The sequence below is a fragment of the Paenibacillus sp. JT22N7 genome (assembly GCF_059383875.1).
The window spans coordinates 449,502-463,950 of sequence record NZ_JBXENY010000001.1 but is presented as its reverse complement, the minus strand read 5'-3'; the positions used below and the strand labels follow the sequence as shown (position 1 = coordinate 463,950).

12 protein-coding genes are annotated in these 14,449 nt (G+C 49.2%); 8 read left to right on the top strand and 4 right to left on the bottom strand.

The window, feature by feature from the left end; genetic code table 11:
- Positions 1-131 precede the first annotated feature (131 nt).
- Positions 132-779 (bottom strand): hypothetical protein, encoded by a 648-nt coding sequence (locus AC50Y5_RS02020; protein ID WP_494858111.1) that lies wholly within the window; start codon positions 777-779, stop codon positions 132-134.
- 250 nt (positions 780-1,029) lie between these two features.
- On the opposite strand from AC50Y5_RS02020, the gene AC50Y5_RS02015 reads away from it, so the two are divergent.
- The 8 genes from AC50Y5_RS02015 (at position 1,030) to AC50Y5_RS01980 (ending at position 10,576) form a co-directional block, all read left to right on the top strand.
- A complete protein-coding gene (locus tag AC50Y5_RS02015; RefSeq protein ID WP_056029898.1) occupies positions 1,030-1,587 on the top strand; it encodes an RNA polymerase sigma factor in 558 nt (185 codons plus the stop codon).
- Positions 1,574-2,338, top strand: coding sequence for a hypothetical protein (locus tag AC50Y5_RS02010; protein WP_494858109.1), 765 nt, complete (start codon positions 1,574-1,576; stop codon positions 2,336-2,338). The genes AC50Y5_RS02015 and AC50Y5_RS02010 overlap by 14 nt, the downstream gene beginning before the upstream one ends.
- 1 nt (position 2,339) lies before the next feature.
- Positions 2,340-3,221, top strand: a complete 882-nt coding sequence (locus AC50Y5_RS02005; protein ID WP_494858107.1) for an ABC transporter ATP-binding protein — start codon at positions 2,340-2,342, stop codon at positions 3,219-3,221.
- Positions 3,218-4,507 (top strand): hypothetical protein, encoded by a 1,290-nt coding sequence (locus tag AC50Y5_RS02000; protein ID WP_494858105.1) that lies wholly within the window; start codon positions 3,218-3,220, stop codon positions 4,505-4,507. The genes AC50Y5_RS02005 and AC50Y5_RS02000 overlap by 4 nt, the downstream gene beginning before the upstream one ends.
- Before the next feature lie 35 nt (positions 4,508-4,542).
- Positions 4,543-5,676, top strand: coding sequence for a hypothetical protein (locus AC50Y5_RS01995; RefSeq protein ID WP_494858103.1), 1,134 nt, complete (start codon positions 4,543-4,545; stop codon positions 5,674-5,676).
- Between the two features lie 1,126 nt (positions 5,677-6,802).
- On the top strand, positions 6,803-8,203 hold the full coding sequence (locus tag AC50Y5_RS01990; RefSeq protein ID WP_494858101.1) for a discoidin domain-containing protein: 1,401 nt from the start codon (positions 6,803-6,805) through the stop codon (positions 8,201-8,203).
- A gap of 244 nt (positions 8,204-8,447) precedes the next feature.
- Complete coding sequence (locus tag AC50Y5_RS01985) at positions 8,448-9,254, top strand: alpha/beta fold hydrolase (protein ID WP_056029915.1); 807 nt, start codon at positions 8,448-8,450, stop codon at positions 9,252-9,254.
- A gap of 170 nt (positions 9,255-9,424) precedes the next feature.
- Positions 9,425-10,576 carry a PQQ-dependent sugar dehydrogenase gene (locus AC50Y5_RS01980; RefSeq protein ID WP_494858098.1) on the top strand — a complete coding sequence of 384 codons (1,152 nt, stop codon included), beginning with the start codon at positions 9,425-9,427 and terminating at the stop codon, positions 10,574-10,576.
- 63 nt (positions 10,577-10,639) lie between these two features.
- Here AC50Y5_RS01980 and AC50Y5_RS01975 read toward each other — a convergent pair whose 3' ends face one another.
- From AC50Y5_RS01975 to AC50Y5_RS01965, 3 genes are read right to left on the bottom strand one after another with little or no spacing between them, the layout of a single operon-like run.
- A complete protein-coding gene (locus AC50Y5_RS01975) occupies positions 10,640-12,334 on the bottom strand; it encodes a DUF8769 domain-containing protein (RefSeq protein WP_494858096.1) in 1,695 nt (564 codons plus the stop codon).
- A gap of 54 nt (positions 12,335-12,388) precedes the next feature.
- Positions 12,389-13,552, bottom strand: coding sequence for an MFS transporter (locus tag AC50Y5_RS01970; RefSeq protein WP_056029924.1), 1,164 nt, complete (start codon positions 13,550-13,552; stop codon positions 12,389-12,391).
- Between the two features lie 11 nt (positions 13,553-13,563).
- Complete coding sequence (locus AC50Y5_RS01965; RefSeq protein WP_056029927.1) at positions 13,564-14,439, bottom strand: carbohydrate ABC transporter permease; 876 nt, start codon at positions 14,437-14,439, stop codon at positions 13,564-13,566.
- Positions 14,440-14,449: the final 10 nt, after the last annotated feature.

The following is a 14,449-nucleotide window of genomic DNA, read 5'->3' as shown; positions in this document are numbered from 1 at the left end:
TGTATACACCCCATATTTGGAATTTATATACTCAATCCAGCGGCTGTTCTCATTAGTCTCACAGCGAGTTTTATTTACTTGTCAGTGACGATTATAATATACTCCGATCAAGCTGTAAACCCACTCATTCCTTATGAAAGTGCCAGAAGGCCAAGCGCTTCCAGTTCCTCAAGTGCTTCCTCAGCGTCTCGCTCCGGATTCAGGCTGGCGATGAGTTCTTTTGTTATTTCGGCACCTTCAAAAACCGCGCGCACGGCTGCCAAATCCAGCTCCTCCTCAAAGTAGCCTTGCGCCCACTCCTGATAGCTTTCCGGGGAATCGCACAAATAGCCTAGGAGAAAATCCGCTCCATCTTCCCAACCACCCGGCTGCTCATATTCGCTGCTGTGCCACACGGAATTTCCATTTTCCCACCATATGCAGAAGGTAACATCCTCATAGGTGAAAGCCACATCCTGTATACGATGCAGCAGCGCTTCCGGCACCTCATCATAAATGCCCGGCCAAGTGCCGTATTCCTCCTGCGCATGCGGACTGTAGGGTGATTCATGGTCGAAGCCTTTGATAATGGCTCCTTCCGGTGCAAAAACGACAAATACAACATCGCCCGCTCCATTGTTCAAGCTGCCCATCGTTTCATCATCCGACCATGAGGAATCATAACGGTGAACGCGAAGCCATTCTTCCTCGCACATCATCAAATCCAGCGCAGCGAGTATGCGCATCTGCTTCTCCAGCCGCTCCGGTGCCGGCAACTTCGGCATATCCCATATCTTCATTCGTATCTGCCTCTTTCCCCATTAGCCAATTTATGCGCTGCTTTCCTTTAAAAGAGTCTTCATATATTTCCCATTATACAACAAAAGCATTGGAAGTTCCGCCTGATTTCATACGCGAAAGCCTGCAGCGTTTTTTCAAGTGGCTGGAAAAGATTTATTTCAGCCAAACTATTTTACGCTACACTACGAATATATAAATAAGCGGCATAAATTGTCGAGCAGCATAACGTTTTAGGAAAAGAGAGGGCGCATGGAGACGGAAGCAGCATGGATTAAGCAAATCCAAAAACAATCAAGCGAGGCAGCAGCGAACGCGCTGGTCCGCCATTATTACAAAGAAATGTACAGCTATGTGTTTAGACAGACGACGAATAAACAGCTGTCCATGGATCTCACACAGGACATCTTCATCCATATGCTGCAGGCGATTGGGCGTTATGACGGAGGCAAGGGTTCGTTCCGGGCATGGCTGTACAAGCTTGCGACGAACCGGATCGTTGACTATTACCGCTCGCGGTACTATCGCTACGATCAACGAACGACAGCGATGGATGAAGAAATTGCCGAGGAGGAGGATTTCACGCTGGAAATTGAGCAAAAAGAACAGGTCGAAGCTGTTTTGCAGCTTGTAAACGAGATGGATGCTGCCGCTCAGCATATTTTCCGGCTCAAATTTTTCGCCGAATATACGTTTGCCGACATTGCGCCGCTGCTGCATATGCCGGAATCGACCGTCAAAACGAAATATTATACGATGCTCAGAAAGCTGAAAAACAGATTGGGAGACGATTACGATGAAAACCGATAAAACGGAGACGATTGAGCTGCCAAGCGAGCTGGAAATCGAGCAGCAAATCAATCTAATTGTGGCACGGGGGCTTGTGCCGAAGCAAACCTTCTCAGCCTACTTGCGCTTAATGTATACCCGTCTTGGCTTTCGTTATATGTTTCATGACTGGACGGAAATTGCCTTTGCGCTTGCTGCCGGCTCTCTGCTTATGCTATTCGCCCTATTTTTAGAATCAAGCCATTCGCAGGTCATAGAGGAGGATATTTATGCCGCTATCTTTATCGGGTCGCCCGTCCTCTACCTCCTTGTATCCACCCTCTTCTTCGTTCGCCGCAAGCATAGCGATACGTATGAAACGGAAATGGTGTGCAAATACAATGTGTATCAGCTTGCTTCGCTGCGGATGCTGGCTTTTAGCCTCATCTGTTTGGCGCTGAATGTAGCACTCGTGCTTGCTGCTTCCGCTATGTTTCAGCACATTCACCTGCTGTTTGCGCTGGCGCTGTCAGCTTCGTCACTGTTTCTGTTTTCCGTTGTTTTTCTGTATATCATACTCCGCATTCGCTCGGACATAACGAAATACGCCCTGATCTCGCTCTGGTTTGCCGGCAATATCGGTTTGAAGGCTTTGTTTAGCACAGGGTATATACAGCTGCTTCAAACGATTCCTGTCTCCGTTTATTTGCTTTTAACAGCTGTCTGCGGGGCGTTATATATCAAAAACCTAAACCAATTGCGAAAACTGCAAAATCCGGAAGGAGCGATTTAAGATGCTGACTGTACAGCAGGTTTCCAAACGCTTCGGCAGCTTTAGCGCGCTGGAGGACATTAATCTTGAATTTACAAATGGCGTATATGGGCTGCTTGCCCCAAATGGCGCTGGCAAAACAACGCTTATTAAAATGCTCGTCACGCTGCTGTTTCCAAGCGAAGGCGAAATTTTATACAACGGTGAAAATATTATAAAAGCAGATGAGCGCTATCGCGAGCAGCTCGGCTATCTTCCGCAGCAATTTGGTTATTATAAGCATTACAGCCCGCGCAAATATTTACTTTACATCTCCGCCTTGAAAGGCATGCGCACAGCGGAAGCCAAGCCGCGAATTGCCGAGCTGCTGAAGCTCGTTGCGCTGGAGGATGTCATGGATAAAAAGATGCGCAAGTTTTCCGGCGGCATGATCCAGCGCGTCGGCATTGCGCAGGCGATGCTGAATGATCCGCGCATTCTCATCCTTGACGAGCCAACCGCAGGGCTTGATCCGAAGGAACGCGTTCGCTTTCGCAATATGCTGGCGCAGCTTGCCCGCAATCGCATCGTCATTTTATCAACCCATATCGTCTCTGATGTGGAATCGATTGCCGATGAAATTATTATGATCAAGGACAAGCGGGTGCTGCACAAACGCCCCATCGTGGACATTTGCCGCCTGCTTGAGGGAATGGTATACGAAACGACCGTCGATTATGAGGAAGCTGATCACTTTCGGGGCAAGCATTTGTCTATCTCGGAGCGGCAGGAGCAAGGAAGGCTAAAATTCCGTTTTATTGGCAGCGGCGAGCCGCAGCCGGATTGGACGATAGCTATTCCTAATTTGGAGGATGTGTTCATTTATATTTACCAGGATGAGGCGCAGGCGGATGAAACGCCATGAGGGGGATTATCTGGCGCTATGAGCTGAGAAAAGCGCTGCTGTCTCCGGTTATTTTAGCACTGCTCGCCCTCTTCCTCGCGTTCAATCTGCTGTACATTATGCAGCAGTCGTATAAGCGCCAGGATATGGCGGTACTGAACACAATGGCTGGACAATTCGGTCTGCGAATTAACGATCAGATGCTGGCTGAGATTGAGCAATATAATCAGCAGCAGTTGGCGGAAATGAACGCGCTGACGAAAGAACGTGCAGGGAAAGTATATGCGCAGGCGGATGATTTTTTCACTTATGATAATTTGGGTGAAGTTGTTTATCAGCAACCGGGCCTATTTCTGGAATCTGAAATCGCCAGCTTTCATCGGCTGAGCATTTTGCAGCATTATGCTGCGAGAATGCAGAGTATCGATGAAGTCTATGCCAAGCTGGATACGAGCCAAATGGCTGAAGGACAAATCCAATTGTACGGCCTTAGCGGGCAAGCTGCAACGGCCTTGAAAGAGCGTTATGCCGGGCTGGACACACGGCTTCAGCAGCTTGAGGCAAGCGGAGAATATAAGCATTTATTTTTCGATGGCAAGCTGTATGGAACGCACTCGATGCTGTTTAAAAGCCTGCTCAGGATGCTGCTGTTCGAGCTAATGATTTTAGTTGTGCTCCTTTCTGTCTTTTTAAGCAAAAATGAATTTGAACAGCATACGCATTTATTGTTTTATTCAGCCAAGCATGGGCGAAAGCTGCAAACGGACAAGCTGCTTGCCGCGCTTGCTGCTACCGCTGCACTGACAACTATACTGGCTGGCATTACCCTTTCCGCCTACTTTCTCACATTTAGCTACAAGGGACTGTGGCAGGTGCCGATCAGCAGCTTTTTCACCTGGGAGCCAGGCATGGCCTTTCCATTCCTCACTTGGCACGTTCTATCGTTCGGCAAGTATTTGGGCTGTGCTGTAGTACTTATGTACGGGCTTCAGCTGATTTTCGCTGCCTTGGCCTTTGTACTCGGCTTTTTTATCCGCAGCAGCTACCTTGTATATGGCAGTTTTGCCGTGCTGTTTGGCAGCCTGCTGCTGCTAGGAAGAGTCATACCGTTGAGCTCGGAGCTGCTATTTTATTCCGGTTTTACTCCCTTTCAACTCATACTTAATCCGCATATATGGTTCACTGCAGGCGGGGCGTTCAATATGATCCGGGATTGGGAATGGATAACCGCAGGCGGCTGGGCCATTGTGCTGGCTGCTCTCTGTTACGTGTGTCTAAAGCAATTTAAACGCCAAAATATTCATTAATCGGAGGTGCAGCTGTGGGGATCGTCCTTCACGAAATGAAAAAGCTTTTTAGCCTGAAAATGATCGTTTTAGTCGCTGTACTGAACGTCCTTTTTTATTTGATGTTCATCCAGTTTTATTTTGAATATTTTCCGAATGGCAGGCCCGATAAAGATGCGTATAAGGTTGTCATCGAGATGCAGCAGCAATATGGGCTGGAGCTTGATGAAGCGGAATTCGAACAGTTCAAGCTGAGCTATCACGAAAGGGTTCAGGAAGCTGAGCAGCTTATGCATGATGACCCGCAGTTTAAGAAGGCCGGCATTTCTACTTATGAGGCTTTTCGTGCAATGGATGTGTTCAGCGACAATAAGGAATGGAATGAATTAGACCGCTACGCGATATTCAACCCCGGCATTGATTTGTTCTGGGAGCTGCAAGGCAGAGAGTATTTAATCGAGCAATATGAACGCAGGCTGGAGCGGCCTTATGCAAATCTTTCAAATGAGGATGCGGCGGCCCTGCAGCGAATGGATGAAATGGTGGCGTCTGGCACGCTGAATACGATTTTTCCATCGATGATTTATGATAATTTTAAAAATGTGATGTTTTATGTGTATGCCATAAGCATAATCAGCATTTTGCTAATCGTATCGCCGATTTTTTTGCGCGACAGGCGCAGCCGGGTCGTTCATCTCCAGCATGCCTCGCGAATCGGGCGCAGCCTGTTCCGCAGCAAGCTGATTGCTGCACTGCTGTCTGCTGTACTCATTATTTCTATACAGCTCGGCTGCATCTTTCTATTGTACAGTCAGCAGCCGGGCATTGAATTATTTTACGAAGCACCCATCAACTCTGCCTTTAATTTTCCCTACTTCTGGTATGATCTTACGTTTGCCCAGTTTATCATGCTGACGGTTGCCGTCCTTTATGTGCTTGGCTTGATTACCGCTCTGGCGGCAGCTTTCTTCTCCAGCATCTCTGCGAATTATATGGCGCTCGTTGCGCTGCAAATTCCTTATATTTATCTCATTACACAGCCGCTTTCCCGTGTGCTGATTGAGGAACTCATTATGTTGTACAAACCGAAGTACGCACAGCCTCTCGCATACGGGTTGTTTATCGCGATCGTCGCTAGTTTGCTTGCATACAGGTGGCATCGGGAACGAAAAGGAGATTTGCTTCTATAAAACTTGCTTTGCCATCAAGCATCAGCCTACCCACAGGCCTCGCTTGATGGCTTCGGCTGTTTAAGCAGCCGGTCCTAGACTGCCGATGTTTGCTCAATATGTATTAAAGTACGATTTCAACAATTGGGCACATGACCCAGTATCATTAGGCTAATGTGTATCATACATTGCCATATAAGTTTTCAAAATGTTTTGAACAAAGAAACGTAAAAGGAGTTATTCATCATGTGGTCTTATTCTCCTGATTGTTATTATCGCGCATTTGGACCGTTTGGAATTCCAGGCCCTTCAATGCCACCACCAATTGCTCCCCCTTTTTTCCCTCAACCTGGGATGCAGCCATTCCCAAGCACGCAGCCTCCCGTTCAAACACCTACTCAAGGAGGCCCTCCTGCTTTCGCTCCTCCTTCTACCATTCCACCCAGACCACCACAATTGCCACAAGGAGTGTCAGCTTTAATTGATCCAGGTGCAATCGTAAGTTGTCGAAATAAATTTACCTATATATGGCAAAGTAACGGCGCTTCCTACTGGATGTTTATTACTTTTGTTGGCCCAAATTCAATAGCTGGTTGGCGCTGGGTCGGGCCAGGAATTGGTTGGGTAAATTTTGGGCTTGATCTTAGATTTGTGGACTCGAGTGTCTGCGTCCCTTAATTTCATGATTTTTCACTAAGACGATTGTGGACTAAGATTCAAGGGGATGCAGCCAACTATTTGACTGATTTGATTTATTTTATTCGCAAGGCACTTGGCATTAGAGAAGCTTAAACGGCCTACACCCTCAGTAGATAAAAAAAAGACGTTCCCTCCAATTCATGAAAGCTGAATGGGGAACGTCTTTTTTTTGCCTTTCTATTTATTTTTAGTCCAATCGGCCAGCGCCGCGTTTCCCTCTCCACAACGTTATTTTTCGCTCGGCGGCTGCATGATTCGACAGTTATCCACAAATTTCAGCAACAATTTACAAAATAATACTTTCCTATTTTTTTCATCTATTGTAAAATGATAGACGAATTGATAGTTTGCTAGATGTATCCAAAAATTCAAAATCAAAGTACATGTGGGGATGAGGGTCAGCTAGCCGTTTTAAAAAAATCCAATCTCAGAAAATGGAGGAACACAAATGTTAAAGAAAACCAGCCTCACCTTGACTTCATTCTTGCTCTCGGGCTCCCTGCTTGCAAGCAGCCTTACCGTTGCGTCGGCAGCTCCGGCGGTGCCAACGATTACGCCAGCAGTCGCTTATCAGGCTTCAGCCGCCGCGGTCAGCAGCATTACGCTTGCAGACATGCCTGCGAACCTGAAAAACTCCATTGAGTGGGTATGGACTAATCGCATGGTAACGGAAGGCTCGACGGTTCGCAAAAATTTGATTTTTGATCAAATCGTTGCTGGAAAAGGCACTTTAAATTACGTCGTGCGCTGGCAATCGGGCAAAAACTTGACGCTCCAGCAGCGCAAGGATCTTGCCGCCATGCTGCAGCGCCAAATGAATAACTGGACGAAGCATTTGAAAGATTATGACGGCTGGCCTTACGGAGACATTCAAGTGAAAATCGTGGGCTGGGCCGTAGCCAACTCCGCGCAAATTTTAGACAAGCAAGCAGATGAAATCATCTATACAGACTATATAACTGACCAACTGAGCACCTCTAATCCCGCTATCCCATCGAAGCTGCCTGTAGCGCCGAGCGCTTTGTCGCGCTTTGACCATTTTACGAACCCCAACTATGTTTATCCGGGCGGACTCGACAAGCGCTTTGACATGTATTTGTGGGCAACATCAGGCTTTGGCGGCGGAGCAGGCGGCGATTGGGGCCAGCGCATGTCCGACGATTACATTTTGAGCACCGTCAATTCCAATGAAATTCAAATTACAGAGCATGAAATTGGCCATGGCTTTGGTTTGCCAGACTTTTATGAGGCGAACGAGCGTCCTCCGGGCGGCTTCCCAGTGCCTACCATTATGTGGGCAGGAAATTCCCCAACGATTACGAACTGGGACATCTGGATGCTGCGTTATACATGGAGCCAAGTGAAGAAGGATGCTACTCGATTCCCGGGCATAACTGATAATGGGAATACGAATTTGAGCAACATTGCGCTTAACGCTTCCGTTACGTCCTCTTATGTATCCCCTTGGGAAAGCATTAGCGCACTCAATGACGGCTTTGATCCGATTCATTCCAACGACCGCAATCATGCGGTTTATGGAAACTGGCCGGAAACCGGTACGCAATGGGTTCAATATACGTTTGATAAGAGCTACACCGTTACACAAACGGAAGTGTACTGGTTCAAGGACAATGGCGGTATCGATGTGCCGAGCTCGTATAAAATCAAATATTGGAACGGCAGCGCTTGGGTAGATGTCCAAAACGCCGTCGGTCTCGGAACGAGCATTAACCAATACAACACAACAACATTCAATCCTGTCGCAACGACATCGCTGAGAATCGAAATGGTGTCGAAAAACCCGGCATCCACTGGCATTTTGGAGTGGAAGGTTAAAGCATCCAGCTAGCATTGGAGCCTGGAAGTTTAGCGAAAAATAAGCTGGGCTGCGCGTAAAGCAAAGCAGCAAAAGCATAAAAGGAACGTCAAAGGAGACTATCCCCTTTCGGCGTTCTTTTTTTACCAATTACAATTAGTAGAAGCATAGACAGTCGCCGAGCAAGTCTATCCCCTATTCATCATCCATGCTTATGGCATGACGGCCCGCCAGCTCGAATATAATGATAAGCATCCTAATGTGGAGGCCTATTCCTATGAACGAGCTTCTAGCAACTGCTCAGCACCTGTCGTATCGCAATAGCAGCATAGCTTATCAATTCATGCCTAACCCCGGAAAACAAACGCTATTGTTTCTCCACCCGGCGTTCGCAGATCATCGGGTATTTCGCAAGCAGACGAGCTATTTCAAGAGCGGCTATCAGGTGATAGCCCTTGATATGCCAGGGCATGGCCGCAGCCAAGTTCAAGGCACCAAAGTGACGTTAAAAGATATGCCGCACATTGTGGCCGCGGTTTTAGATAAGCACAACATTGCCGCCTGCCATGTGGTCGGCGTTTCCCTTGGCTCGCTCGCAGCTCAAGCTTTCGCTGAACGTTTTAACGAGCGGGTGCTATCCGTTACGATTGTCGGAGGTTATTCCATTCATCGCGAAAATGCGGAAATTTGGAAGGAACAGAAGCGCGAGGGACTGCGGTGGCTGTTTTATTTTTTATTTTCCATGGGGCGGTTTCGCCGTTATGTGACTACCATTTCCTGCGCCAGCAGCTATGGCCGGGATGTATTTGCCCGAGGCGCGAAGCTGTTTAATCGGCGCTCTTTTGCAGCCATGTCGGGGCTTGGCGATTTTTTCACAAAAAAAGATACGCCCGTCCCCTACCAAATGCTGCTCGTATACGGAGATCAAGATTTGAAGGTGCTTGTGGATCACGCGCACAGCTGGCACAAGGCAGAAACGCTGTCGCAGCTTGTGCTGCTGCCCGGTGCCGGCCACTGCGCCCAGCTCGACGCGCCGGAGTCGTTTAATTGCATATTGGAGCGTTTCATCATGTCTGTATCCTGACGGGCATGTTATTCCTTCTGCCAAAGAAACGGGTGCTGGAGCCAGCGCCTGTTTTGGCTTGCTTTCGACGTATCGCTTGGCTGAAGCTTTCCCTATTCATTTTTCTGTTTCGGCGAAGCGCCCGAAGCGTAATAATAGGTGATAGAAGAACAAGAAGGAGAGGATGAATCTTGAAATGGACACGAGTATCAGCTGTACTTATATTGAGCCTATGGTTAGGGGTTTTGGCCGCTTGTGGACAAAATGAAGATCCGGCGGCAGCTAAGCGCTCCGCTGAGGCATCGCCAGCATCAACATCGGATACAGCTGTGCCAGTTGCATCCGATGCAACGGAACCATCGACCGAATCGACTGAACCCTATGAGGTTGTCGCAGAAAAACTGCGAGCTCCTTGGGTCATTGCGTTTGCCGGTGACATTATATACGTTAGTGAGCGGGAAGGCCATATTGTCCGAATCGAGGGCGATCAATCGACGAGGCAAAACGTTAACCTGTCTAAATCGGTTCATGGCGGCGGCGAGGGCGGATTTCTGGGCTTTTTGCTGGCGCCGGATTTTGAACAGTCGCAGCAGGCGTATGCTTACCACACGTATGAGGAAAATGGCGAAATGCTCAACCGCGTCGTGCAGCTGAAGTATACCGGCGAGAGCTGGGATGAGATACGTGTTATGCTGGAGGGAATACCCGGTGCTTATAATCATGATGGCGGCAGAATGGCCTATGGACCGGACAAGCTGCTGTATATGACAACAGGAGATGCCCAGCAGCCTGAGCTATCACAGGATAAAGACAGTCTGGCAGGCAAAATATTGCGCATGACGCTCGATGGCGAGGTACCAGCAGACAATCCATTCCCGGATTCGTACGTTTATTCCTATGGGCACCGCAATCCACAGGGACTGGCCTGGACAGATACAGGTGTCATGCTTGTGACGGAGCATGGTCCATCGGGCTCGCCTGGCGGTCATGATGAGATTAACGTTATCGAGCCTGGCGGCAACTATGGCTGGCCCACCGTATATGGCGATCAAACTGGCAGTGGGATGAACTCGCCCGTCTATCATACTGGCGAGCCGGCTATCGCGCCTTCCGGTGCAGCCATTGACGATCAGAACCGGATGCTGATCGCTACGCTAGTGGGCAGTGCCTTGTATCGCTATGACCCTGCAACAAAGGAAATGTCGGTCGTGTTTGATGGAGAAGGGCGGCTGCGCGATGTGAAAATAAAGGATGGCCGTGTATATGTCATCACTAATAACACCGATGGCAGAGGAAACCCGGCAGAGACGGATGATCGGCTGCTGATCGTGAACGAGTTGTAGTAAAACATGCCGCCGCTTGAACGAAGCAGTGCCCCCATTTCTAACGGAAACGGGGGCACTGTGCTAAACCTTCCCCTGCACTCTGCTGAGCAAAAATTTCATTGTATTGGGGGCGGCAGGTGTCTCTAATGATTTTTTCGCTTGTACCAAATAGATGATTTCCAGACGATTGTCAAAAGCTTGCACAACAGGAGCTGGAGCCTCCGCCTCAACTTCAAGCGTCAGCCCTGGCAGCGTCCAGCGATTGGCCGCAATGCCGCGCGCGTCCACCCCTTGCCCCGTAATTTCAAAATAAAATTCAATATCAACGGCGGCACCGCACTGAACCTCTACCTCAAGCTCGCGTTCATTCACTGCCGCTTCATAATAGACACCTCGCAGATGGGTGTTCCAATGCTTGCCGACTTCGCGCCGAATGAGACGGAGATCGTATTTATGTCCATCCGCCGTTTTCCAATGAATCGTGGCGGGGTGAAGCTGGCCGTTCGTGTTTTTGCTGCCTGACATGGCACCCATCATCAGCTCTTTCTCGATCCAAGCCCGCGCTGTACATAAATTTGTATTTGCATCCGGCTGGTCCCGCTCACACAGCTCCCGGAAAGGCTGCTCCACAAGCCGGTCGCCCTGATGCTCGGCAAGCTGCGGAAGCAACTCCTCCGGTACATCTACACCGACAAGCGCGATCATAATATCATGCTCCGTCTCACAGTTTATTGCGGTAAAATGCTCATAGCCATTGCCGAGCGCCAAATACAGCATGACACCCAGCGAGCTGTGGGCGGTCATTTCCATTTCATAGGCACGGGCAAACGGCCCGGAAAGATTTTCGATATACGGATTATAAAAATCGGCGATGTTGGCCCAAAGCCCCTTCTCCATCGCATGCCCAAGCTGCTTAAAGGCAGCCGTCTTTCCGTATTGCCGCCATAAACCAAGCACCGTCAAATCGACACCATAATAGGTTGTCGTATTAAATTCGGATAAGGAGCCAAACTCCGCATAACGGGCGTGAAGCTTCTCCGCCTCGCGGTCGGCATGCTCCAGCCAATCGCTGCGCTGCAGACGTGTGCCATAATAATGGACAATAAACGTATGCATCAGCTCAATATTGGAATTCATCGGAACGACATCCGACAAGCGGCGTTCTATGGAGCCGGTAACCGCCTTGATCATCGATTGCTCCATACGTCCGAGCAGCTGCTGCGGCAGCTTGCCTGCAAAATGCTCCAAAATGACAGCAAAAATGCAGCTAATGAACTCGCGCCAATTCGGATCGTAGCTTTTCCAAACTGGAGGCAGCACTTCATCTACCGCCGTCACAAGCCGGTCAGCCCATTCCTTTTTCGCTTGCTCGCCTTCTATTCCGCTGACCAAACGCTCGGTTATTTTTTCAACGGTTTGCGCTAGAAAATAAGCATGGCCATGCCCTAAGCTTTTCCAAGGGTAGTTGCCCGCTGGCGGGTCGACTGACTCAAGTGCGCTCTTAAAGGTGCCATGGTAAATCTCATCTGGCGCATCGAATTGCAAATCAATAATTTTATGGAGCACCTCGCAAGCCCGCTCTATGTCGCCCGGCTCGCTGCGCAGCAGCAGTCCGAGTGCGTAATGTCCACTGCCCCTCGTGCCGTGCTTGCCATGCTCCTCGCTGTCGCCAATCAGCTTCGCCTTCTCATCATACTTTGCATCCATATAAGCCAGCGCTTGATCGACTAAATAACGGCGCTCCTCCGACAACTGGCTCCATTCTTTCCATGCCATGCCCTTTCTCCCCCTAGAAGTTCCGCCATTATCCGCCCGGTTTTCATCCCTAAATTAATGCCCTTGCAAAGAACGGCTTCTTTTATTAACGCCATGTAACAGCAACAAGCCCATTATAGCACTGACCGTGCATGCCAGATACATCAATTGTGCGCCACCCGCATTGTACAAAAATCCATTAAGCAGGTTGCCAATAATGCCGCCCAGCCCAACAAAAACCATATTAAATACACTTTGCCCGGTCGCCTGCATGTCCTTGCCCGATACGTTTGCTACATACTCGACCGCTGCGACATAAAAGAGTCCGAACGACAAGCCATGCAGCGCTTGGATACCTATCATGACAGGCGGGTACGGAAACAGCCATTGCACAGCCCAGCGCAGCGCATAGGCGAAAGCGGCAATGACGAGCGTCCGTTCCCTGCCAAGCTTGGCAATAATTTTAGCGGCCAGCAGCATGGAGGGCACATTAGTCATCGAAGCGAGCAGCAGCGCAAAGCCGACCATGGAGAAGCTTCCCCCTGCCTCCTGAAAGGACAGCACAAAAAAGGAATTGTAGGCGGTCAGCGTCTGATTGACAAAAAAGCAGGCTACAAGAAACCATAGAAAATTGCGGTTGCCGAGCATTTTTTTGAACCCTTCGGTTAAGCTCACCGTCGTTCGGTAGCTATCCGACTTATTCGACAGCGTCAGCACCATTGCCACTCCAGCCGCACTGAATATAAAAAACGGCAGCCACAGCTGGGTAATGTGAAAATAAGATAAGTACAAGCCGCCGGCATAACCGCCAAGCGCCGTGCCTAAACTCCCCAGGCTGCGAATCGTCCCATAGGAGGTGCGCCCTTCGCGGGCAGCGGTAACGGCATAGGAATCGGCGATTGGGCTTTGCGTCACGCTGAAAATAATCGACGTTGTGTACACGATGACAAGCAGCGCGAATATGTGGACATTGTAAAAGTAAGCAAGCACCGCAGGCATGCCGATGCTGCATACAAGCACTAGCTTCGTCTGGCGGTAACGGTCCACCATGTAGCCCCAGAATGGTTGAACGATGATAGACAGCAGCGTGCCCAGCGACATCATCATGCCTACCTGACCCGCCGACATGCCTTGATGAACGAGCAGCGTCGTTAAATAAGGGTTGAACAAACCGCCAGCAAGCCCTGTAAACAAGTACAAGGCTCGCAGCTTTAGCAGCATTTTTTTCGCGTCATTCATGATGAGGTTGATTATCCTTTCACTGCTCCAAGCATTACGCCACTGACAAAATAACGCTGAAGCCATGGGTATACGAGCAAAATCGGAACAGTAGCAAAAATAACACTCGCTGATTTCAAGCTTTCCGGCGTAATCTTCGGCCCGCCGCTGTTGCCTTCAAGGCTGGACAGCTCGGACACCATATTGTTCTGAATCATTTGATACAGCTTGAGCTGAATCGGATACAGCTCCGGCTTGGAAATGTACATGAGCGTATCCTGAAAGCCATTCCAGCGCCCAACGGCGTAAAAGAGGCACAGCGTCGCCATAACGGGCAGGGAAAGCGGCAATATGATGCGCATCAGCGTTCCAAAATGCGAGCTGCCGTCGATTTCAGCCGCTTCCTCCAAGCTTTGCGGAATGCCATTAAAGAAAGAAATCAGAATAATCAGATAAAATGGGCTAATCAGACCCGGCAGCACGAGCGCCCATACCGTATTGAGCAAATTCAGGTCACGCACGAGGATATATTCCGGAATGATGCCGCCTGTGAAAAACATCGTGATGACGATTAAAATCATGAACAGCTTGCGTCCTTTAAGCTGCGATTTCGTTAACGGATAGGCGGCAACAATCGTCATTGCCATACATAGCGCAGCGCACAGCGCCGTAAGAAATACAGTAAACCCTAACGACCGAATCATCGTCATATCCGAAAAAACCTTGCCATACGCATCCCAGTTGAACCCGACGGGGAAAAGGGTTACCTTGCCCGACGTAATCGCTAAGTTGGAGCTGAGAGATACCGCAATAATATGCAGAAACGGCAATATACAAACTACAACTGCTAAGGCAAGCAAAACAATATTTACCGTATCGAATACGCGGTTTGCCGTACGTTCATTCATGGAGCCTCCG